This is a genomic window from Actinomadura keratinilytica (assembly GCF_039539665.1).
GTDB classification, from domain to species: domain Bacteria; phylum Actinomycetota; class Actinomycetes; order Streptosporangiales; family Streptosporangiaceae; genus Spirillospora; species Spirillospora keratinilytica.
On the sequence record NZ_BAABDO010000048.1, the window covers coordinates 1 to 21,801 of the forward strand.

The 21,801-nt window shown below is 72.7% G+C and carries 18 protein-coding genes, 1 tRNA gene and 1 riboswitch; of the genes, 16 read left to right on the forward strand and 3 right to left on the reverse strand.

Translation table 11 applies throughout. From position 1 onward, the window contains the following. Both ABD879_RS16790 and ABD879_RS16795 read left to right on the forward strand, forming a co-directional pair. Window positions 1–157: transposase (locus tag ABD879_RS16790; protein ID WP_345022397.1), on the forward strand; the 157-nt coding region annotated here is incomplete at its 5' end. Between the two features lie 1,266 nt (window positions 158–1,423). After that, on the forward strand, window positions 1,424–1,975 hold the full coding sequence (locus ABD879_RS16795; protein WP_345022358.1) for a GNAT family N-acetyltransferase: 552 nt from the start codon (window positions 1,424–1,426) through the stop codon (window positions 1,973–1,975). Here the strand turns inward: ABD879_RS16795 and ABD879_RS16800 are convergent. Together ABD879_RS16800 and ABD879_RS16805 are read right to left on the reverse strand one after the other, a co-directional pair. Continuing rightward, window positions 1,930–3,174 (reverse strand): hypothetical protein, encoded by a 1,245-nt coding sequence (locus ABD879_RS16800; RefSeq protein WP_345022359.1) that lies wholly within the window; start codon window positions 3,172–3,174, stop codon window positions 1,930–1,932. The genes ABD879_RS16795 and ABD879_RS16800 overlap by 46 nt on opposite strands. 437 nt (window positions 3,175–3,611) lie before the next feature. Next, a tRNA-Pro gene (locus ABD879_RS16805) sits at window positions 3,612–3,685 on the reverse strand. Between the two features lie 197 nt (window positions 3,686–3,882). Between ABD879_RS16805 and ABD879_RS16810 the strand changes: the two genes are divergently transcribed. From ABD879_RS16810 to ABD879_RS16875, 14 genes are all read left to right on the forward strand, one after another. Next, window positions 3,883–4,617: a serine hydrolase gene (locus tag ABD879_RS16810; RefSeq protein WP_345022360.1), complete on the forward strand. Its 735-nt coding sequence runs from the start codon at window positions 3,883–3,885 to the stop codon at window positions 4,615–4,617. Between the two features lie 231 nt (window positions 4,618–4,848). Further along, window positions 4,849–5,000: riboswitch (cyclic di-AMP (ydaO/yuaA leader) on the forward strand. A 56-nt stretch (window positions 5,001–5,056) separates the two neighbouring features. Beyond that, on the forward strand, window positions 5,057–5,728 hold the full coding sequence (locus tag ABD879_RS16815) for a CHAP domain-containing protein (protein ID WP_345022361.1): 672 nt from the start codon (window positions 5,057–5,059) through the stop codon (window positions 5,726–5,728). 197 nt (window positions 5,729–5,925) lie between these two features. After that, window positions 5,926–8,763, forward strand: a complete 2,838-nt coding sequence (locus ABD879_RS16820; RefSeq protein ID WP_345022363.1) for a bifunctional glycosyltransferase/CDP-glycerol:glycerophosphate glycerophosphotransferase — start codon at window positions 5,926–5,928, stop codon at window positions 8,761–8,763. After that, the gene (locus ABD879_RS16825; protein WP_345022364.1) at window positions 8,756–10,039 is read left to right on the forward strand and encodes a glycosyltransferase; all 1,284 of its coding nucleotides are present in this window, start codon (window positions 8,756–8,758) and stop codon (window positions 10,037–10,039) included. Before ABD879_RS16820 ends, ABD879_RS16825 begins: the two co-directional genes overlap by 8 nt. Before the next feature lie 90 nt (window positions 10,040–10,129). Beyond that, window positions 10,130–12,610: a SpoIIE family protein phosphatase gene (locus ABD879_RS16830; RefSeq protein WP_345022365.1), complete on the forward strand. Its 2,481-nt coding sequence runs from the start codon at window positions 10,130–10,132 to the stop codon at window positions 12,608–12,610. Between the two features lie 64 nt (window positions 12,611–12,674). After that, complete coding sequence (locus ABD879_RS16835) at window positions 12,675–13,889, forward strand: acyl-CoA dehydrogenase family protein (RefSeq protein WP_345022366.1); 1,215 nt, start codon at window positions 12,675–12,677, stop codon at window positions 13,887–13,889. Beyond that, complete coding sequence (locus tag ABD879_RS16840) at window positions 13,886–14,671, forward strand: SDR family oxidoreductase (protein ID WP_345022367.1); 786 nt, start codon at window positions 13,886–13,888, stop codon at window positions 14,669–14,671. The genes ABD879_RS16835 and ABD879_RS16840 overlap by 4 nt, the downstream gene beginning before the upstream one ends. 13 nt (window positions 14,672–14,684) lie before the next feature. Continuing rightward, window positions 14,685–15,302 carry a TetR/AcrR family transcriptional regulator gene (locus ABD879_RS16845; protein WP_345022368.1) on the forward strand — a complete coding sequence of 206 codons (618 nt, stop codon included), beginning with the start codon at window positions 14,685–14,687 and terminating at the stop codon, window positions 15,300–15,302. 25 nt (window positions 15,303–15,327) lie between these two features. Continuing rightward, window positions 15,328–16,482, forward strand: a complete 1,155-nt coding sequence (locus ABD879_RS16850) for an acetyl-CoA C-acetyltransferase (protein ID WP_345022369.1) — start codon at window positions 15,328–15,330, stop codon at window positions 16,480–16,482. A 34-nt stretch (window positions 16,483–16,516) separates the two neighbouring features. Beyond that, window positions 16,517–17,662, forward strand: a complete 1,146-nt coding sequence (locus ABD879_RS16855; protein ID WP_345022370.1) for a CoA transferase — start codon at window positions 16,517–16,519, stop codon at window positions 17,660–17,662. Next, the gene (locus tag ABD879_RS16860) at window positions 17,659–18,465 is read left to right on the forward strand and encodes an HTD2 family dehydratase (protein ID WP_345022371.1); all 807 of its coding nucleotides are present in this window, start codon (window positions 17,659–17,661) and stop codon (window positions 18,463–18,465) included. The genes ABD879_RS16855 and ABD879_RS16860 overlap by 4 nt, the downstream gene beginning before the upstream one ends. Window positions 18,466–18,562: 97 nt before the next feature. After that, window positions 18,563–19,744, forward strand: coding sequence for an acyl-CoA dehydrogenase family protein (locus ABD879_RS16865; RefSeq protein ID WP_345022372.1), 1,182 nt, complete (start codon window positions 18,563–18,565; stop codon window positions 19,742–19,744). Between the two features lie 294 nt (window positions 19,745–20,038). Continuing rightward, complete coding sequence (locus tag ABD879_RS16870; protein ID WP_345022373.1) at window positions 20,039–20,644, forward strand: hypothetical protein; 606 nt, start codon at window positions 20,039–20,041, stop codon at window positions 20,642–20,644. 290 nt (window positions 20,645–20,934) lie between these two features. After that, window positions 20,935–21,603 carry a TetR/AcrR family transcriptional regulator gene (locus tag ABD879_RS16875; RefSeq protein ID WP_345022374.1) on the forward strand — a complete coding sequence of 223 codons (669 nt, stop codon included), beginning with the start codon at window positions 20,935–20,937 and terminating at the stop codon, window positions 21,601–21,603. Window positions 21,604–21,616: 13 nt separating this feature from the next. On the opposite strand, the gene ABD879_RS16880 is transcribed toward ABD879_RS16875, so the two are convergent. After that, the gene (locus ABD879_RS16880) at window positions 21,617–21,778 is read right to left on the reverse strand and encodes a hypothetical protein (RefSeq protein WP_345022376.1); all 162 of its coding nucleotides are present in this window, start codon (window positions 21,776–21,778) and stop codon (window positions 21,617–21,619) included. Window positions 21,779–21,801: the final 23 nt, after the last annotated feature.

Genomic DNA, 21,801 nt, shown 5'->3' on the forward strand with positions numbered 1-21,801 from the left:
GCCCGTCTTCGGCCTGCGCATCTATCGGCGGCGCAACGTCGTCGAGCGCTGTTTCGACCGGCTCAAGCAGTGGCGCGGCATCGCCACCCGCTACTGCAAGACCGCCAGTTCCTTCCAGGCCGCCGTCACGTTGGCCGCCCTGCTGATGCGGCCATGACACTTTGACGACACGCCCTAGGCCGCCTCCGGTGGATTTTGGCGTCCAGCTCTTGAGTGCGGGTGGGCGCGTCGGCCGGGTCGTCCGCTGTGTGCTGTGAGTCTGCGGTTTCGCCGCCGTCAAGCCGCGACCGGCCGGGGATGGCGGCCCCCGACCGTCGCCGCTGCGGCCGCCTTGCCGACACCGCAAGGTGGTCGGGAACGCCCTGGTCGCCGCACTGCTGCGGGCCCACCATGATCCACCAGACACGCCTGGCCATGCCCGGCGGATCTTGGCAGCCGGGTCGTCCGCCGCCTGTGCGGCTCCGTGACACCGCCGGTAGCGGGCCGGTACGGCAGCCGCTCGCCCGTCTCCGACACGACCGCCCCACCGACGCCGCAATGTCACCAACCGGCTCAAGCGACGACGCGGCAGTGCCACCCGCCGCACCAAGCGCGCACTACCGGGGACCACCGCAGTGCTGCGGGGCGACCATGATCCACCGGACACGGCCTAGAGACAGGAGCGGCCCACGCGTGCGACCAGCGCGGTCATCAGCAGAAGGCACCGAGTGCTGGACACGGCCAGACAGTACGCGCAGCCCGAGGAAGCGGCCTCCCAGGCTAAGCGGAGGTATCTCTCCAGGTGCGCAAAGTGATCTTGCTGAACAGGTGATCAGTGGGGGCTACCTGCGCAGGCGGGGGTGGTCCGGAACGCAGGAAAACGGGCATGAAAGGGGGCCCACGCAAGGCTGCCCCGCTGATCGACTTTCCACCTCGGACTGCAGCATGCTGCCTTCAGCACACGCGTGGCAAAAGACGCCTGAGACAGCGCCTGGTGGATGCGGCGTGGTTGTCGGCGTTCAGGACGGCGGCGGCGTTTTCGGCGGACTGCCGGGCCAGCTGCGGCAGCAGACTGGTGTAGATGTCGGCGGCGAGATCAACGGCAAAAGCAGCTTACCCGCGACAGCGACGACCGCCACGTTGATAGCGCCATCGTTCTCTTTACCCTTACCACCGTCCTAACAGGTATCGTTCTCGCCCTGCTTCAAGCCCTGGGATCCGAAAACTCACAATTGTTCTGCTTCGTCTTTCTTCTCGGCGTGATCGTCACAAGCATGCTGCTCTTGCCCCGATCAGCAAGAACCGCCATGGACTCCATCCGCCGTTTCGTCGGCGCGTGAGCACAGGAAGGGTCGGCCCTGCTTGTGAGGATGGACTGCGGCGGCACCGAACCGGAGTGCCGAAGTCGGATGCCGGACGGTGTTCGTGCGCGGATGATGGAGCCATGGGTGCATTGGAGCTCGAACGTCTGGACGGCGCGGGCACTCGTAGTTGCTTTGCCGAGATTCAGGCTGTCTACGCCGAAGCGTTCCCGGACTATGACCTCGCCGATCACGAACGTCGCACGTCCCGGCAGACCGAGTCCAGTGGATTCGAGGCGGTGATCGCCCGGATCGATCGGGTGCTCGTGGGGTTCGTCTACGGCTTGCCGCTATCGGCCGGGACGGGTTGGTGGGCGGGCCTGGAGCCTCCACCGCCGCCGGGCTTCACGACCGAGACCGGCGCCCGGACCTTCGCTGTGATCGATCTTGCGGTGACACCGTCCTGCCGGGGGCGCGGGATCGGGCGACGACTCATGGACGAACTTCTCCGGCCGCGCCGGGAGGATCGGGCGACGCTCGCCACGGCACCGCACGAACGCCAAGTACAACAGATGTACGAGCGGTGGGGCTGGCGGAAGGTGGGACGAGCGCCGGGCGGCGTGGGGGAGACCGAGCCGTGGTTCGACCTCTACGTGATCGCCTTGCGTCCGGAGCCGGCCAGCAGTTCGCGGTAGTCGGTGACGATCTGCTCGCCACTGCGCTGAAGCGGGACGGCTTCGAGGACTTGCTCGGCCAGGCTGGTCACCATGGTGGTTCGGTGCTCGACCGGCTGACGGCTGTAGACGACGTGAGCGAGCCTGACGCCCCCGCTGACGTCCCCGGCGCGAACGTGACCGAACGCCTGCAGAAGGCCGAACTGCGCACGGAAGCGCCGCGCCTCGGCGGCCACGACCCGGTGCGCGTGCTCGACCGCACCGTCGAGCTGCTCCCGCTCGCCCAGATGGGCATGCACCCACGCCTGGATGTACCGGAGCCGGTCCTCGGCCCAGCCGGCAATGGAGTGCACCTCGCTGGTGATCGACGGCGGTAGTGTCCCGGACATCTCGCCGCACATCTGAAGCTCCGCCGTCGCCTCGTCGGCATCTCCCGCCGGCGCCAGCAGCTGTGCGCGCACCCCCCGGACGTGCAGGAGGCCGCGGGACGGGGCATCCGAGACACGTTCGAGCACCTTGTCCGCCCTGGCGAGGAGGACGGCGGCGGGGCGGCGCTCATAGAGCCCATGCGCCAGTCGTCCCCCCGCGATCCACAGGGCGAGATCTGTGTCACCGGACGCCTCAGCGGCGCTCTGCGCGGTCCTCCACCATTCGCGGGCCTCGCGCGGTCGCCCGAGGTTGCTGAGCGTCTTGGCCATGAGCGCGCAGAGTTCGGCGGCGACGCGGCTCCAGGGCGCGGACGTGCTGTGGGCTCGGTTCCTCCGGGCGTCCTCCTGCTGCTTGCGCTTGATGATCTGCTGGACGGTCACCAGGTCGCTCGCCAGGTCGAGCAGCAGGCGACGCGGAGGTGTCGGCACGTACAGGTGACCGTACTCGACGACGATCTCGTCCCACTCGTCGATGTGACCGTCCTCTCCGCCGCCGACGGTGCGGTGGACGCTGATCCGGATGTTCCGGAGGGCTTCGGAGATCGGAGACGCGGGCAGACCGAGTGCCGCGAGCGCCTGTAGGAGAGTGCGCCGTTCCATCTCGTCCTCATCCTCCTCCCGGGTACCCGGTTCCAGCGAGCGCTCCTCACCAACGGTGCGGAGAGCTGCAAGCCGGCCCTCCGCACCGAGTGCAGAGTCGACGGCTCGCGCGAGTTGGGGGGACGGTGTCTTCAGGTCACGCGCGATCCTCGACAGATACCCGTCGTAGTGAACTTTCGCCGCACTGCGCATCCGGCAGAAGCGTCAGGAAAGCGAGTGCACGGCGCGTGGGGAGCGCTGGACGGGCAAGGGGGCTGATCTTCACGACGCGGATGGGGCGTCTGATCGGGCTGCGGAACGTCAACCGCAGCTTCAAAGGGGGGGCCGAGCGTGCGGGGGTGCGGTTGATCAAGGTTCATGGCGTGCGGCGCACGTGCGGTTCGCTGCTGGGCCGCGCTGGACGTCCATCCGCGTGAGGCGATGCAGATTCTTCGGCGTGGCCAGATCGGCATCACGGGGGAGGTCTATGCCCAGGTGCTGAGGGAGGCCGCCAGGGGCGCGCTGAGGCGGCTGGTGGGCGCTGATGGGGACCACTTGGGGACCACCGGGTACGGGGCCGTAGCTGTACATCCTGGCCGTACGGACGACGAAAGGCCGGTTCCGAATGATCGGAACCGGCCTCTGACCTGTCGGGACGGCGGGATTTGAACCCACGACCCCTTGACCCCCAGTCAAGTGCGCTGCCAAACTGCGCTACGTCCCGGCGCCTGCCGCAGCAGGCGTGATTACTGTAGCGCAGTCTGCGGGGTCATGCGTACCGAGATAGCGGGAGCCTGGGCTCGGGCGGGCCGGGGCGGGGTGGCTCTGGTGGTTGTGGCCGGGGCGCTCTGTGGGTGTGGCCGGGAGACGGAGCGGGTCCCGGGGGCGGTGAGCAGCAGTGCGGTGGAGCCGGCTCCCAGTGTGACTCCCGAGACGCGGAAGGCGGTCCCGACGCCGAAGGTGCCTCGGGGGACGCGGGTCGGGTACGTGGTGTTCGACCGGGAGAGCGGCAGGACGGTGCGGCAGTACCGGCCGCACCAGGTGTTCCGGTCGGCGTCGGTGGTGAAGATCCTCATCGCGCTCGATCATCTGGAGCGGAGCCGGGACGTCGATCCGCGGCTGGGGTTGATGCTGCGGTCCAGTGACGACGCGGCGGCGACGGCGTTGTGGAGGCGCGGTGGGCGCGGGGCGATCGTCGAGCGGATGGCGCGCCGGATGGGGCTCACCGACACCAGGCCGCCGCCCGCGGACAAGCCCGGGTTCTGGGGGTACACCGCGCTCAGCGCCGCGGACGTGGTGAAGGCGTACCGGTATCTGCTGGAGAAGGCGCGGCCCCGGCACCGCGATGTCGTGCTGCGGGAGCTGCGCAGGGCCACCCGGCGGGGGACGGACGGCTACGACCAGTACTTCGGGATTCCGCGGGCGGTGTCGAAGCCGTGGGCGGTCAAGCAGGGCTGGTCGGGCTTCGGGCAGGGGACGTCCGGGGTGGTGCCGGGGGACCTGGGGCTGGGGCGGCCGGTCCTGCATACGACCGGGCTCGTGGGGCCGGGGGAGCGGTACGTCGTGGCGGTTCTCACGCTGCAGCCGGCGGGGACGTCCTACGCCACCGCGGCGGCCAGGATCACGGCACTGACGCGACAGGTGTGCACCCTGTGACCACAGGGGATCGGTTTTGATGTTGTCGCAGGTCAGAGCGGCTTTACCTTTTTTGCTCTGGCGTGGGGATCTGATAACGTCGGACCGAATCCCGCGACGCGCGCCATGCGTCGTGGCCTGTCGTGGCCCGGGGAGGGACCCGGGGCGCGGCCGTGGCGCGCGAGGACGCGCCCCCCTTTCGAGTTCAGACCAGTGAGCGGCCGCTGTGGGCAGCGGCGGCCGTGGCCGAATCCGTGTCCGGCGCCTGATGCGAGGACCGGAGCCGGGAACCCACGTCGGGCCGATCAGGCCCAGGGGTGAATCGGCGTGCCGACGATGCGCGCCGTAGGGCTCTTCCATGCCCGAATCCGTCAGCTAACCCGGTAGGCGTCATGGGAGACAAGGAGTTCTCTGCATGCCCGATCGAACCGCTTCTCATTCCCTCGAGGCTCGCCTGGGTGTGGGGGTCGCCGTGGGGACGGTGCTGGCCGGGGCCGTCGGCTTCGCGCTGATCGGCCCTTCCGCCGAGGGGCAGCCCCAGGACAAGGGGACCGTCGCCCAGGTGCAGGTGGAGAAGGCGCACAAGGCCGTCTCCATCGGTGACAAGCCCGAGGGATACGCGGTGCCGATCCGCAAGGTCGAGCCGTCCGAGGCGATCCGCCTGGCCCTGGAGCAGGTCGGCGTCAAGGAGGGGCCCGGCCGGCAGACCAAGTACCACGACTGGTTCGTGTCGACGCCCAACGCGAAGATGACGGCCGAGCGCGACGGCGGTTTCAGCGTGGACGACTACAACGGCGCCGAGTGGTGCAACATGTTCGTGTCCTGGGTGGGCGCGCAGCTCGGTGTCAAGGACATGGGGTGGGACGCCTACACCGTCCAGCACGCCAGGTGGTTCGCCAAGAAGGGGCGCTGGGGGCACAAGGCCAAGCCCGGGGCCGTGGTGTTCTTCGACTGGCAGAACGGGCCCGACGGCGGCATCAGCGGTATCGACCACGTCGGCCTGGTCGTCAAGGACAACGGGGACGGCACCATCACCACCGTCGAGGGCAACACCAACGACGCCGTGGAGAAGCGGGTGCGGTCCAAGTCGCTCGTCGCCGGGTACGGGTACCCGGACTACGACGCCGACTGACGTCCGGTGGACGAGGGCGTCCGGCGTATGCCGGGCGCCCTTTGTCGTCCTGAATGCCGCAATCATTCACTTTTTTTGTGGTGTCTTCTACTCCGTCGTTGCGGTGGCCGGAAAGGTATCCGGCACGCGAGCAGGGACGGGGGGAGGACACGTCCATGAGGGCAGGGCCGCACGGGCACGTCCCGCACGGCCCTGACGTGAGCGTGGTCGTGATCGCCTACAACGACGCGGGCCGGCTGCCCCGGGCGGTCGGTTCGGCGCTGAGGCAGTCGCTGGGCGCCGTCGAGGTCGTGGTCGTGGACGACGGGAGCGCCGACGAGACCGGGCCGGTGGCCGAACGGCTGGCCGCCGAGCATCCGGGGCGGGTGCGGGCGGTGCGGCTGCCGGTCAACTCCGGCGGGTGCGGCCGTCCGCGCAACGCGGGGGTGGCGCGGGCGCGCGGCCGGTACGTGATGTTCCTCGACAGCGACGACGTCCTGGACCCGCACGCCTGCCTCAACCTGCTGACCGCGGCCGAGGACACCGGCGCCGACCTGGTCTCCGGGCTGTGCACGCGCGTCCACACGGGCCGGGTGCGCGGCCGGGAGCGGCCCTGGTACCCGTGGCTCTACCGGAGGACGGCGGTCTACGGCGCGCTGCGCGACAACCCGGACCTGCTGTACGACACCCTCGCCACCAACAAGCTCTACCGGCGCGCCTTCCTGGAGGGGCACGGGCTGCGTTTCGCCGAGCGGCTGCACTATGAGGACCTGTTGTTCACGGCGGAGGCGTACCTGGCGGCGTCCCGGACGGCGCTCATCCCGCACCGCGTCTACAACTGGCTGGTCGAGCCGCATGCGCGGTCCATCTCCAGCCGGCGTTCGGAACTGGCCAACTTCGCCGACCGGCTGGAGATCCACCGGCGCATCGACGCGCTGCTGCTGCGGCACGGCGACGAGGAGCTGCGGCTCGCCAAGGACGTCAAGTTTGTCAACCACGACCTGCTGCTGTACATGCGCGACCTGCCGTGCCGCGACGCCGCCTACCGGGAGGGGTTCCGCGCGCTGGCCGCCGACTATCTGGCCGGCCTCCACCCCCGGGTGTACGAGGAGGCCCACCCGATGGCGGCCATCGCCGCGTACCTGTTGCGCGAGGGCGACCAGGACGGGGCGTTGGCTGCGGCGGAGTACCGGGGCGGCTCGTCCGTGCTCGGTGCCGCGTTGCGCCGGGACGACGGACGCGTCTTCTGGAGCGGGCGGTACGCGTCGTCGGACCGGGCACGCCGGATCCTGGACGTGACGCATCTTGGGCTGCAGCACTGCTCGCTCGGTGAGCTGCGCCCCCTCAACGTGGCCACCGAGCTGACGGTGCGGGACGGCCGCGCGCGCTTGCGCGGCCACGTTCTCAACCCCCTGGGCAAGGTGGCGGGGGACGCGACCGTGACGGCGGTCCTGGAGCTGTACGCCAGGAAGAGGCCCCGGCGGATGTTCCGCGTCGCAGCGACCGTCGCCCATGCGGGGGATCGGCTCGTGTGGGAGGCGGACTTCGATCCCCGGCGGGTTCGCCCCGTGGGCGCGGGCGACGCGGTGTGGGACGTGCGGCTGCGCCTCGACGTGGACGGCGAGGAGGTCGTCACGCGCCTGTCCGGCAGGGAACTCGGCGGTTCGGCGGAGCGCGTGCTGCTGCCGGTGCGTCCCCGCCTCTCACGGCTCGCGGCCCGGGGGCTGCGCCCCTACACCACCACCGGGGGGCACCTGGCCTTCGTCCTGCACAGGGACGGACGCGCGTGGCGCACCGCTAGGGCGGCCGCGAGAGCGCCTCTGGGGCGCCCCGTTCTTCGGGCCGCCCGCCGCATGCTGGCGGCCGTGCGGCGCCTTTACAGGGCCGCCCGGCGTGCGGCCATGTCCCGCGCCACCAAGAGGGCCGTGTTCAACCACGTGCTGAGCCGGCTGCCCGTGCGCACGGGCACGGTCGTCTTCGAGAGCCACATGGGGCGCCACTACGCCGACAACCCCAAGTACATCCACCGCGAGCTGTGCCGGGCCGGGGTTCCGGTACGTGCCGTGTGGGCGTACGAGTCCTCGCCCCGCGGCTTCCCCGAGGACGCCGTGCTGGTGCGCCGGAACTCGTGGGCCTACCACTGGGAACTGGCCCGCGCCCAGTTCTGGATCGACAACCAGGGCTTCCCCGGCGGGCTGCGCAAGCGGCCGGAGACCACCTACATCCAGACCTGGCACGGCTCGGCCTACAAGCTCATGGGCTTCGACCAGCCCCGCATCAAGTCCGCCGGGCCGGCCGAGCGCGCGCGGCTGAGCCGCATGGTGGAACGCTTCGACTGCTTCCTGATCCGCTCGCGGCACGACGCCGACACGCTCGTCAAAGGACTCGGTGTGCGCGCCGAACTGCTGCCGGCCGGCTATCCGCGCAACGACCCCCTCGTCAACGGCGATCCCGACACGGCCGCGGAGGCGCAGGCCCTGCGCCGCTCCCTCGGCCTGGACGACGGGCGCAGGGTGGTGCTGTACGCGCCCACGTTCCGCCTCGGCCCGGACGGGCGGCCGGTGCGGTACGTCGACCCGCCGATCGACCCGCAGCGGTTCGCCCGCGAACTCGGCGGCGCGATGGTCCTGCTGGTGCGGCCGCACTACCTGTGCCGCGCCCGGCGGTGCGCGGCGGCCGGCATCCGCGCCGTCGACGCCGGCCGCCTGCCCGACGTCACGCCGCTGCTCCTGCTCGCCGACGCGCTGGTCACCGACCACTCGTCCCTGATGTTCGACTACGCGCTGCTGGACCGGCCGATGATCCTGCACGTGCCCGACCCGCAGGCGCTGGGCGGCGGCTACTTCGACCTGACCGAGCACGCCCCGGGCCCGGTCACCGCCACCGAGGACGACCTGGTCGCCGCCCTCGCCGACCTGGACCGCGTCGCGGCCCGCTACGCCCCGCGCCGCCGCGCCTTCGTCCAGCGGTTCGGCGAGTACGACCGGGGCACCGCCGCCCGCGCCGTCGTGGAGCGGTTCTTCACCACCGTCAGGGAGGGGGCCCGCGATGGCTGAGCCCAGGGACGTGTTCATCGTGTGCAACAACACCGACGCCGTGGGGGGTCTGCAACGGTGGGCGCACCACTTCGCGCGCCTGCTGGCCGGACGCGGGCACCGCGTCACCCTCGTCGGCGTCACCCACGCCGCAGAGCGGCACGACTACCAGGCGGACGGCTCGTACACCGTCGTCACCCTGCACGACCAGTGGCGGCCTCCCGCGATGGCGTGGCGCCCCTACTCCGTCCGCCAGCGCCTCAACGTCGCCGCCTACGGGCGCGACCTGTGGCGCACCAGGACCCTCCGCCAGGGGGCGGCGCGCCTGTCGGAGCTGTTCGCGGGGGCGCGCCCCGGCGGCGTGGTCATCGCGGCGCAGGTGTGGGCGATGGAGTGGGTCCGCGCCGCCGACACCACCGGGCTCAAGGTCATCGGCATGACGCACGAGTCGTACGAGGCCACCCGCCGGTCGTCCCGCTACACCCGCGTCAGGGAGCTGTTCGCCCACTGCGACCGGCTGCTGGCGCTCACCGCCGAGGACGCCGACGCCTGGGCGCGCGACGGCATGACCAACGTCGGGCACATGCCCAACCCCCTGCACGTGGCGCCGCGCCGCCTGCCGACGCTCGACGCGCCCATCGTGGCGTGCGTGGGGCGGCTGTCGGCCGAGAAGGGCGTGGACCTCCTGCTGGAGGCGTGGGCGCGGGTCGCGTCCCGGTACCCCGGCTGGCTGCTGCGCGTGTACGGGGCCGGCCCCGAGGAGGACGCGCTGCGCCGCCAGGCCGCCTCGATCCCCGAGATCGCCACGTCGGTGGAGTTCCGCGGGGTCGTCTCCGACGTCGAGACGGCGCTCGCCGGCTCCTCGATTTTCGTCCTGCCGTCCCGGGCCGAGGGGTTCCCGATGTCGGTGCTGGAGGCGATGGCCTACGGCCTGCCGACGGTGGCCTTCGACTGCGCCCCCGGCGTCCGGGCCCTGCTCACCGACGGGCAGGACGGGCTGCTCGTGCCGCCGGGCGACACCGCCGCCCTCGCGGAGGCCCTGGAGCGGCTCATCCGGGACGACGCGCTGCGCCGGGCCATGGGGGCGCGGGCCCGCGCGTCGGTGGGGCGGTACCGTCCCGACGCCGTCCTGGACCGCTGGGAAAGGCTGTTCACGCTGCTGCACCGGAACGTGCCGCTCGTTGCGGAGCCGATTTCAGAAACATCTTTTGATGCGAAGTTTGCTGCGCCATGGCGGCGGATCAGAAGATCTCCGACCGGCGTACGGGCAGGTGAAGCCTCCGAGGTGGATTCTTGACCCGGGCTTTATAAAGCCGCGATCCACGCCCTCCGACTGGTTTGTCGGCGATTCCGACACTCATTGCGGTTCGACCTATATTCCGGTGTTGTGGAAATCGTGGACGCGGGGTGGAAGCAGCCGCCCGGTGGGCGGCCGCGGCCGGACGATGTCGCCGGAGGGGGCGGGCCCGGGGCCGAGCACGCCCGGACCGCCGCCGGTGCGCCCGGTGCGGGCTCCTCCGCGCCCGGCGAGCCGCGGCTTGCGGCGGGCGGCGGGGGAACGCGGAACGCCGCAGCGGGGGTTTCCGGAGAGACGGCGCCGGCGCAGGCGGCGGCCAAGGCGCCGGACGAGACGCCGGGCGAGACGTCGGGCGACGTGTCGGCCGAGGTGCAGGACGAATCATCAAGCAAGTCATCAAGCAAGGCATCGGGCGAGGCGTCAAGCAGGGCGTCGGGCGCGGCGACGCCGCCGGGCGCGGGGCCGGACGGGGCCGGTGCCCCCCGGCCGGACGGCGGCCCCCCGAAGGAGAGCAGGCCCCCGGGGGCCGCCGGGCGGCAGCAGGAGGAGCAGCCGCCCGCGCCCGCCCCGGCCGCGCCCGAACACGCGCAGGAGCACGCGGAGACCCCGAAGCGGGATGAGGGCCGCGAGGCCGGTGCCTCCGAGGAGGACTCCCGCGACGGGGCCGGTGAGGACGCGAGCACCCCCGGGATGGGGCGGCGCATGCCGATGCTGCAGGGGATGCAGGCCGCGGCGCGGCAACGCGCCGTGATCGCCGAGGCCCGGGTGCGGCTGGCCGACCGGCTCGGCTGCCAGCCCGGCGAGGCGCTGCAGCACCTGATCTGGCTGGCCCGCGACCTCGGCATGGATCTGGAGGAGACGGCCTCGCTGCTGGTCGGCGAGCGTCCGGCGGCCCGGGAGACGGGCGGCGACACCTACGCCGTGGTCCGGGAGACCGCGCTGCGGGCGCGCAGCGGCGCGCACGAGGACGTCGACCCCCTGGTGGTCGTCGAGGAACTGCTGGGGCGGCCGATCACCGAGGACGCCCAGGCCGACGCCGACCTGCTGGCCGCCACCCCGGACGACCCGGTGGCGCGGGCGATCCTGGACGCGGCGATCGTCTCGGCGGCCTGGCTGGTGCCGGTCCGCTCCCCGGAGGGGCGCGTGGTCGACTTCGTCTACGCCGCGCTCAACGAGCAGGCCAGGGACCCGTTCGGCCGCGGCGGCCGCGAGCTGCGGGGGCGGCGGCTGCTGCGGACCGACCCGGGCGTGGTGCTGAGCGGCCTGTTCGCCGCCCACGTCGACGTGCTGGAGACGGGCCGCCCGTTCGCCCGCGGCCCGTTCTGCTACACCACCAGCCTCAACGGCACCTCGCGCACCATGCGGGTCACCGTCCGGTCCGTGCGCGTCCCCACCGGCATCTGCATGGTCTGGCGCTTCCACGACGAGGAGGAGCGCACGGCGCGGCGGCTGGAGCAGGCCGAGCGGCTGGCGCGCATCGGCTTCGCCGAGTGGGACGTGGCGACGGGCGAGCAGGACTGGTCGCCGCAGATGCTGGCCAACTACGGCCGCACGGAGCAGGACGGGCCGGTCACGCTCAAGGAGCTGTCGGAGGTCGTGGTCCCCGAGGACCTGCCGCTGGCCGAGGACGCGCTGCACACCGTGCTGGACCGGCGCGAGCCCGTCCAGTACGAGCACCGCATCCGCACCCCGGACGGCGAGCGGCGGCACCTGTGGCTGTACGCCGAGCCGGTGCTGGACTCCTCGGGCCTGCTGGTCGGCGTGCGGATGCTGACCCAGGACATCAGCCACCGCCGGTCCCTGGAGGGCGCCCTCGCCGAGACCCGCCGCGACCTGCTGCGCCTGCAGGGCCAGTCGGCCCGGGAGCGGCAGGTGGCGCTGGCGCTGCGCCGTGCGATCCTGCCGCCCGACCTGATGCTGGCCGGGGCGAGCGGGCTGCGGGCGGCGGTCCGCAGCATCCCCGCCGAGAACACCGCGCGCATCGGCGGCGACTGGCACGTGACGCGGGTGCTGTCGGACGGGCGGGGGCTGTTCGCCGTCGGGGACTGCAGCGGCCACGGCCTGGCCGCCACCGCCGACATGGCGCGCATGCGGCACGGGCTGCTGGCCCTGGCCTACACCGGCGAGCCCGCCGGGCGCCTGATGGGCTGGCTGAACGACCTGGCCAACGACCTGGAGCCGACCGCCACCGGCACCGCCGTGATCGCCCATTTCGAGCCCGAGACCTGCCGCATGAAGTGGTCGATCGCCGGCCATCCGCCGCCGCTGCTGGTGCGCGACGGGCGGGCCCGGCTGCTGGACGACACGCCCGACCCGCTGCTGGGCGCCTTCCCGCGGCTGACGTACCGGACGATCACCACGCAGCTGCAGCCGGGCGACCTGGTGGTGCTCTACACCGACGGCCTGGTGGAGCGGCGCGACAGCGACCTGGACGAGCAGATCGACCGGCTGGCGCGGATCGTGGAGAAGCACGACGGCGAGCCGGACCGGCTGCTGGACCTGGTGCTGACCCGGATGGCCTACGACCCGTTCGCCGACGACACGACGCTGTTCATCGTCCGCGTGGCCTAGCCGGCCGGCGCGGCGGGACGGCGGGGCAATACTTTCTAACAATCGTTTGGTAGAGTCCTGCGGTGTGAGCACGCGGGACGGTACGGGCCGCGCGCCCGGCCGGGAGAGCGCGGCCGACCGCGCCTTCCGCGCCGAGGTCCGCGACTGGCTGCAGACCAATCTGACCGGCGAGTTCGCCGCCGCCCGGGGCCTGGGCGGCCCGGGCCGCGAGCACGAGGCGTTCCCGGTCCGGCTGGCGTGGGAGCGGCACCTGGCCGCGGCGGGCTGGACCTGCCTCGGCTGGCCGGTCGAGCACGGCGGCCGCGGCGCCACCCTCGCCCAGCAGGTGATCTTCCACGAGGAGTACGCGCTGGCCCGCGCGCCCGCCCGGGTCGGCCACATCGGGGAGAACCTGCTCGGCCCGACGATCATCGCGTTCGGCACCGACGCGCAGCGCGCCCGGTTCCTGCCGCCGATCGCCGCGGCGCAGGAGCTGTGGTGCCAGGGCTACTCCGAACCGGACGCCGGCTCCGATTTGGCCGGCGTGCAGACCCGCGCCGAACTGGTCGGCGGGCAGTGGCGCGTCACCGGGCAGAAGGTGTGGACCTCCCTGGCGGCAGAGGCGGACTGGTGCTTCGTGCTGTGCCGCACCGAACCCGGCTCCACGCGGCACGCCGGGCTGTCGTACCTGCTGGTCCCGATGCGCCAGGACGGGGTGGAGGTCCGCCCGATCGTGCAGATGACCGGCACCTCGGAGTTCAACGAGGTGTTCTTCGACGGCGCCCGCACCGACGCCGCCAACATCGTCGGCGCGCCCGGCGACGGCTGGCGGATCGCGATGGCGACGCTCGGCTTCGAACGCGGCGTCGCCACGCTCGGCCAGCAGGTCGGGTTCCGCCGCGAACTGCAGGGCGTGATCGAGCTGGCCCGCCGCACCGGCGCCGTCGACGACCCGCTGCTGCGCGACCGGCTCACCCGCGCCTGGATGGGCCTGGAGATCATGCGGCTGAACGCGGTGCGCACCATGGCGGGCGTCGCCGCGGGCGCCCCCGGCCCCGAGTCGTCCATCTCCAAGCTGGTGTGGGCGACCTGGCACCGGGAGCTGGGGGAGCTGGCCATGGACGTCCTCGGCGCGGCGGGGCTCGTCGCCGACGGCGCACCCTACGACCTGAACGACTGGCAGCGGCTGTTCCTGTTCTCCCGCGCCGACACCATCTACGCCGGGTCCAACGAGATCCAGCGCAACATCATCGCCGAGCGCGTGCTCGGCCTGCCGCGCGAGCCGAAGGGGGCCGCATGACCGGGGCGGAACCGCGGTACGTGGAAGGGCACGGCCTGCTGCGCGACCGCGTCGTGGTGGTCACCGCCGCCGCCGGGACCGGGATCGGCGGCGCGACCGCGCGCCGCTGCCTGGAGGAGGGCGCCGCCGTCATGGTGTCCGACGCGCACGAGCGGCGCCTGGCCGAGACGCACGCCGCGCTGGAGAAGGAGTTCGGCGCCGGCCGGGTGGCCGCCCGCCGCTGCGACGTCACCGCCGAGGACGAGGTGCGGGCGCTGTACGCGGCCGCGCTCGAACGCTTCGGACGCCTCGACGTCGCCGTCAACAACGCCGGGCTGGGCGGCACCGCCGAACTGGCCGACATGACCGACGAGCAGTGGCACCGCGTCCTGGACGTCACCCTCAACGGCACCATGCGCTGCACCCGGGCCGCGCTGCGGATCATGCGGGAGCGCGGCTCGGGCGCCATCGTCAACAACGCCTCGGTGATCGGCTGGCGGGCGCAGCGCGGCCAGGCCCACTATGCCGCCGCCAAGGCCGGGGTGATGGCGCTGACCCGCTGCGTGGCGCTGGAGGCCGCCCCGCACGGCGTCCGCGTCAACGCGGTGGCCCCGTCGCTGGCGATGCACCCGCACCTGGTGAAGGTGACGTCGCAGGAGCTGCTGGACGAGCTGACGCGCCGGGAGGCGTTCGGCCGCCACGCCCAGCCCTGGGAGGTGGCCAACGTTATCGTCTTCCTGGCCAGCGACTACTCGTCCTACATGACGGGCGAGGTGGTCTCCGTTTCCAGCAGGCACCCATAGGAGCACACCGCCCATGAGCCCACGACGGCGCGACACCGAGGGAACCGCCGCCGCGCGCGCGGAACGCCGCGCCGAGCTGCTCGCCACCGCGGCCGAGGTCTTCGCGGCCAAGGGCTACGCCGCCACCACCGTCCGCCAGGTCGCCGACGCGGCCGGGATCCTCGGCGGCAGCCTGTACTACCACTTCGACTCCAAGGAGTCGATGGTCGACGAGATCCTCTCGACGTTCCTGAACGAGATGTGGGCCGCCTACGACCGCGTGCTGGCCGCCGGGCTCGGCGCACGCGAGACCGTGGAGGCCGTCATCGTGGAGTCGTTCCGGTCGATCGACCGGCACCGGGCCGCCGTGGTCGTCTACCAGAACGAGTCCCGCCACCTGGCCGCCGCCGGCGAGCGCTTCGCCTACCTGCTCGAATCGGACCGCCGCTTCGAGGAGATGTGGATGTCGCTGCTGGAGCGGGGCGTGCGGGAGGGCGCGTTCCGCCCCGACCTCGACCTGCCGCTGGTGTACCGGTTCATCCGCGACACCGTGTGGGTGGCGGCGAACTGGTACCGGCCCGGCGGGCGGCTGGCGGCCGACGACATCGCCAAGCAGTACCTGGCCATGGTCCTGGAGGGCATCCAGGCCTGAGCAGGCGGCAGGAGGGAGGCCCGAGGTGGCCGAGGCATTCATCGTCGAGGCGGTCCGCACACCGGTCGGCAGGCGCGGCGGCGGCCTGTCCGGGGCGCACCCCGCCGATCTGGGCGCGCATGTGCTGACGGCGCTGATGGACCGGGTGGACGCCGATCCGGCCGCCGTCGACGACGTCGTCTTCGGCTGCGTGGACACCGTCGGGCCGCAGGCCGGGGACATCGCGCGCACCTGCTGGCTGGCGGCCGGGCTGCCCGAGCAGGTCCCCGGCGTGACCGTCGACCGGCAGTGCGGCTCGTCCCAGCAGGCGGTGCACTTCGCCGCGCAGGCGGTGCTGTCGGGCACCGCCGACCTGGTGGTGGCGGGCGGCGTGCAGAACATGTCGCAGATCCCCATCGGCTATGCGATGACCGCCGCCGAGCCCCTCGGCCACACCTCCGGCCCGTTCGCCGGGTCCGCGGGCTGGAGGCGCCGGTACGGCGACGCCGAGGTGTCGCAGTTCACCGGCGCCGAGATGATCGCCCGCGACTGGGACATCTCGCGGGAGGAGATGGAGGCCTACGCCTACACCTCGCACCGGCGCGCGATCCGCGCGATCGACGAGGGGCGGTTCGCCCGGGAGACCGTCCCCTACGACGGCGTCGCCGCCGACGAGGGGCCGCGCCGCGACACCTCCCCCGACAGGATGGCCGCGCTGCCGACCCTGGTGGACGGCGGGCGCCTCACCGCCGCGCTCGCCGCGCAGATCTCCGACGGCGCCGCCGCGCTGCTGGTGGCGTCCGAACGCGCCGTGCGCGACCACGGCCTGACGCCCCGCGCCCGCGTCCACCACATCTCCGCGCGCGGCGAGGACCCGATCCGGATGCTGTCGGCGCCGATCCCCGCGACCGCGCACGCGCTGCGCCGCACCGGAATGAAGATCGGCGACATGGACGCCATCGAGATCAACGAGGCGTTCGCGTCGGTGGTGCTGGCCTGGCTGAAGGAGACCGGCGCCGACCCGGCCCGCACCAACCCCAACGGCGGCGCCATCGCGCTCGGCCATCCCCTCGGCGCCACCGGCGCCCGCCTCATGACGTCCCTGCTGTACGAGCTGGAGCGCACGGGCGGCCGCTACGGGCTGCAGACCATGTGCGAGGGCGGCGGCCAGGCCAACGTCACCATCATCGAACGCCTCTGAAACCGCCGCGGACGCGGGGTTGCATAATGATCGGGTGCTTGAGGGCCTGCGGATCATCGAGGTGTCGAGTTTCGTCGCGGCCCCGCTCGGCGGCATGACACTGGCCCAACTGGGCGCCGAGGTGATTCGCGTCGACCCGCTCGGCGGCGCGGCCGACGTGGGACGCCACCCGCTGGCCCCGTCCGGCGCCAGCCTGGTGTGGACCGGGCTCAACAAGGGCAAGCGGTCGGTCACGGTCGACTTCCGCTCCCCGGAGGGACGCGACGTCGTCACCCGCCTGGTGGCCGACGCCGGAACCGTGCTGACCAACGCGGTCGGCCGGTCCTGGCTGTCGTACGAGACGCTCTCCAAGACCCGCCCCGACCTGATCCACCTGCAGATCCAGGGCCGCGCCGACGGCACCGCCGCGGTCGACTACACCGTCAACGCCGAGATCGGTTTCCCGCTGGTCACCGGGCCCGCCGACCACGCCGGCCCGGTCAACCACGTGCTGCCCGCCTGGGACATGGCCTGCGGGCTGTACGCGGCCGTGGGCCTGCTGGCGGCCGACCGGCGCCGCACCCGCACGGGCGCCGGCGCGCGCATCACCCTGGCCCTGCACGACGTGGCGGTGGCCATGGCCGGCAACCTGGGCTTCCTCGCCGAGGCGCAGCTGGGCGCGGAGCGTCCCCGCATCGGCAACGACCTGTACGGCGGGCTCGGCCGCGACTTCCCCCTCGCCGACGGCGAACGCGTCATGGTGGTGGCGCTGACCGCCCGGCACTTCGCCGACCTGTGCGCGGCCACCGAACTGACCGCGACCGTGGCCGAACTGGAACGGCTGCTGGGCGCCGACTTCACCCGGGACGGCGACCGCTTCCGGCACCGCGAGTCCCTGTTCGCCCTGCTCGCCCCCTGGTTCGCCGGACGCACCCTCGCCGAGGTCGACCGGGCCCTCAAACCGACGTCGGTGCTGTACGCCCCCTACCGCCGCTTCACCGACCTCGACCCCGCGAGCAGCCCCCTGCTCCAGCAGATCGATCAGCCAGGCGTCGGCCGCGTGCACGCCCCGGCCTCGCCCCTGGACACCGGACGGCGCACGGTCGCGCCCGCCCCGCGGCTGGGCGAGCACACCGACGACGTCCTGGCCGAACTGGGGCTGGACCCGGCCGGCCTGCGCGCGAAGGGAGTGGTCGCTTGATCGACATCAACGGATGGGAACCCGGCCCGCAGGAGCGCACGGAGACCATCCACCCCGAGCCCGCCCAGGCGCTGGCGGCACTGCTGGACGCCGACCCGCCCGGCCCGGAACTGCCGCCGCTGTGGCAGTGGCTGTACTTCCTCGACCGCCCCCGCACCGGCGACCTGGGCGCCGACGGCCACCCCCGCGACGGCCACTTCCTGCCCCCGATCCCCGACCGGCGCCGCATGTTCGCCGGAGGCCGGCTCACCCTGCACCGGCCGATCCGCCTCGGCGACACCCTCACCCGCCGCTCGGAGACCGCCGACACCCGGCTCAAGCACGGCCGCAGCGGCGAGCTGCTGTTCGTCACCGTCCGCCACACCTACCTGCGCGACGGCGCCGAGATCGCCGTCGAGGAGCAGGACCTCGTCTACCGCAGCGGCGACCCGGCCGCACCCCCCACCGCCCCCTCCTACGAGCCGCCGAAGGTGGAGGCGCCGTGGACGCTGCCGGTGACCGCCGACCCGGTGCTGCTGTTCCGGTTCAGCGCGCTGACCTACAACGCCCACCGCATCCACTACGACCCGGTCTACACGACCGAGGTGGAGGGCCACCCGGCGCTGGTCGTGCACGGCCCCCTGCTGGCGATCCTGTGCCTGGAGCTTCCGCGCCGCGCCGGCCGCGCGGTGGGCGAGCTGGCGTTCCGCGCCCGCAAGCCCGTCTACGTCGGGCAGCCGTTCGTCGCGGCCGGCTCGCCGGACGGCCGGCTGTCCATCGAGGCCCCGGCGGGTGTCACGGCCATGACCGCGACGTTCGCCTGACCGGGGACCGCCGCCGGGGGCGGCCCGCAGGCGGGACCGAACCGACAGCGACGATCCTTCACGGCGCCGGGCCGGAAGACTCTGGGAGGTTGGTGGCATGGGCGACAGGTTGCAGCAGACCTACGGGCTGACCGACGAGCAGCGGGAGATCATCGCGACCGTCCGGGCCTTCGTGGACAAGGAGGTGCTGCCGGTCGCGACCGAACTGGAGCACGCCGACGCCTACCCGCGCGAGCTGGTCGACCGCATGCGGCGGCTCGGGCTGTTCGGGCTGACGATCCCCGAGGAGCACGGCGGGCTCGGCGAGTCCCTGCTGACCTACGCGCTGGTCGTCGAGGAGCTGTCGCGCGGCTGGATGAGCCTGTCGGGGATCGTCAACACGCACTTCATCGTCGCCTGGATGATCGTCCAGCACGGCACGGACGAGCAGCGGGCGCGGTACCTGCCGCGCATGGCCGCGGGGGAGGTGCGCGGGGCCTTCTCCATGTCGGAGCCGGGATGCGGATCGGACGTGGCGGCGATCCGCACCCGCGCGACGCGCGACGGCGACGGGTACGTGATCGACGGGCAGAAGATGTGGCTGACCAACGGCGCCACGGCGAACCTGGTCGCCGTGCTCGTCAAGACCGACCCCGCCGCCGGGCACCGGGGCATGACCACGTTCCTGGTGGACAAGGAGCCCGGGTTCGGGGAGGTCGCGCCCGGCCTGACCATCCCCGGCAAGATCGGCAAGATGGGGTACAAGGGCGTCGACACGACCGAGCTGCTGTTCGACGGGTACCGCATCGACGCCGGGCAGGTGCTCGGCGGGGAGCCCGGGCGGGGCTTCTACCACATGATGGACGGCGTGGAGGTCGGCCGCGTCAACGTGGCGGCGCGCGCCTGCGGGGTGGCGCGGCGCGCCTACGAGCTGGCGCTGTCCTACGCCAAACAGCGCGAGACGTTCGGCCGGCCGATCGCCGAGCACCAGGCCGTGCTGTTCCGCCTCGCCGAGATGGCCACCAAGGTGGAGGCCGCGCACCAGATGACGGTGATGGCCGCCCGCCGCAAGGACTCCGGCGAACGCAACGACCTGGAGGCCGGGATGGCCAAATACCTGGCCAGCGAGTACTGCAAGGAGGTCGTCGAGGACGCCTTCCGCGTCCACGGCGGATACGGCTACTCCACCGAGTACGAGATCGAGCGGCTCTACCGCGAGGCGCCCATGCTGCTGATCGGCGAGGGCACGGCCGACATCCAGCGGATGGTGATCGGGCGGCGCCTGCTGGAGGAGAGCTGACCGTCCCGCCGCGAAGACCTGTGCACCGGCGGTCAAACGGCTGTGCACCGGGCGTCAACCACGGCCCGCCCGGTCGGCGTACTGTTGGGCGCCGTCCGGGGGAGGGGACGGCGGTGCGCCGCCGTCGCGTCGTGGTCGTGCCCTGGGCCGCGCAGCTCGCCGCCGTCCGCGACACCGGTCCGCCGCCCTGACGTCTCCGTCAGGCACGGGGCGCGTTCCCTTCCCGGCTGTTTCGCAGCATTCCTGACACGACACGTCCGAAGGGAAGACCCCGCCATGACTCGCATGAGACGCATGAGGCTCGTCGGGCCTCTGGGGGCTGCGTCGCTGGCGCTCGCCGGGTGCGGTGTGCTCGACTCCGGCTCCGACTCCGAGGGCGCGGCCGCGCCGCCGCCACCGACCAGCAGCTCGGCGTCCGCGGCCGCCGCCGAGGGCGGCGCCCGGGCACCGGCCGGGAACGCGCGGGTGACACCGCCGGGGACCAGGCTGCGCATCGGGCAGCGCGCCGTCGTCCCGTACCGGACCGGCACGATCGGCATCACGGTCACCGCGATCGAGCGGGGCGACCAGGCGGCCTTCCAGCAGAAGTTCGGCTCCCGCGCGGCCGGAATGACGCCCTACTACATCCGCTACACCGTGCAGAACGTCGGCGGCACCGACCTGTCCCACAGCGCCGCGCCGTTGCTGCAGGGGGTCGGCCCGGACGGCGGGAGCACCGGCGCCGTCGTGGTCGGCGGCATGCCCGGGTGCGACCGCACCCTGCCCGACCGGTCGTTCGCCTCCGCCGGCGCGACCTACCGGACCTGCCGGCTGCAGGCGGCGAGCGCAGGCCGGACGGTGGCCGGCGCGAAGTACGAGGACGGCGAGTACCGCAGCGCCCCCGTCGTCTGGATGGGCTGACGGCGGCCGGCCCGCGCGACGCGGTCGCGCGGGCCGGCGCTTCCGCATGGCGCTTCCGTTCTCCGGGCGTGCGGGCCCGGAAGGCGTTCGAACGGCATACCGACCAGTCGGTCTCGGCGGCGTATGATCGGGGCGGAAACCCGTCGGCGGCCGGTCCGGCGGCACGGCGGTGCGGTGACGGGAACGAGGTCTCCGGCGCCGCCCCGGAAGACCGGCGCCGGTACGCTGATCGCCGTTCACGAGCGCAGGCCGTCCCCTCGGCGGGACCGGCCCGAGGACAGGGGAGAGCCATGACGCAGCGGCTGGCGGGGGACGCGTCCGCCTACGCGTCCATCCCGGACCGCCTGCTGGCCGTGGCGACGCGGCTGTTCGCGGAGAAGGGCTACGAGAGCACCTCGGTCCAGGAGATCGTCGCCGCCGCCGGGGTCACCAAGGGCGCCATGTACCACTACTTCGGCGCCAAGGACGACCTGCTCTACGAGATCTACCACCGGCTCCTCGGCCTGCAGACGCGGCGGCTGCGCGAGTTCGCCGGCGGCACCGGACCGGTGGAGGAACGGCTGCGCGCGGCCGCGGTCGACGTGCTGTCGACCAGCTTCCAGTACCTGGACGAGTTCATCGTCTTCTTCCGCTCCATGCACATGCTGCCCAAGGAGCGTCGCCGTGCGGTGCGGGCCGAGCGGCGCCGCTACCACGAGGAGTTTCGTGCCTTGGTGGAGGAGGGGCAGCGGGAGGGCGTCTTCCGCGCCGATGTTCCCGCCGACTTGTCGGTGCACTACTTCTTCGGTGCGGTCCATCAGGTCAGTACTTGGTACCGGCAGGACGGGCCGCTGGACGCGCGGCAGATCAGCGAGTACTACGTCGACCTGTTCCTCAACGGGTTGCGTGCGCGTCCCGAAGGTCCGGCGGCCGGGCCCCGCCGTCCCGAGGAGGACGACCGGGGAGCGGCGTCCGACTGAGCGGGGCGCGGGCTCAGCTCTGCGCGGCGCGCGCGGCCCGCTCCACGTCGATGAGGCTGTTCTCGTACTCGATGACGTCGTCTAGGTGCTGTGCGAGTACTCCGCCGCGGCCGTCCCGTGTTATCTGCACGTTGCTGTCTTCCAGGACCCGCGGCAGGTGGGTGCCGCTGGTCAAGGCGGTCCAGAAGCGGGGCAGCG

What these genes read in the sequence shown, in the direction of transcription:
- ABD879_RS16870 (WP_345022373.1), top strand. Translation starts at nt 20,039, where the DNA reads ATGAGGCTCGTCGGGCCTCTGGGGGCTGCGTCGCTGGCGCTCGCCGGG.
- ABD879_RS16825 (WP_345022364.1), top strand. Translation starts at nt 8,756, where the DNA reads ATGGCTGAGCCCAGGGACGTGTTCATCGTGTGCAACAACACCGACGCC.
- ABD879_RS16840 (WP_345022367.1), top strand. Translation starts at nt 13,886, where the DNA reads ATGACCGGGGCGGAACCGCGGTACGTGGAAGGGCACGGCCTGCTGCGC.
- ABD879_RS16800 (WP_345022359.1), bottom strand. Translation starts at nt 3,174, where the DNA reads ATGCGCAGTGCGGCGAAAGTTCACTACGACGGGTATCTGTCGAGGATC.
- ABD879_RS16865 (WP_345022372.1), top strand. Translation starts at nt 18,563, where the DNA reads ATGGGCGACAGGTTGCAGCAGACCTACGGGCTGACCGACGAGCAGCGG.
- ABD879_RS16795 (WP_345022358.1), top strand. Translation starts at nt 1,424, where the DNA reads ATGGGTGCATTGGAGCTCGAACGTCTGGACGGCGCGGGCACTCGTAGT.
- ABD879_RS16875 (WP_345022374.1), top strand. Translation starts at nt 20,935, where the DNA reads ATGACGCAGCGGCTGGCGGGGGACGCGTCCGCCTACGCGTCCATCCCG.
- ABD879_RS16845 (WP_345022368.1), top strand. Translation starts at nt 14,685, where the DNA reads ATGAGCCCACGACGGCGCGACACCGAGGGAACCGCCGCCGCGCGCGCG.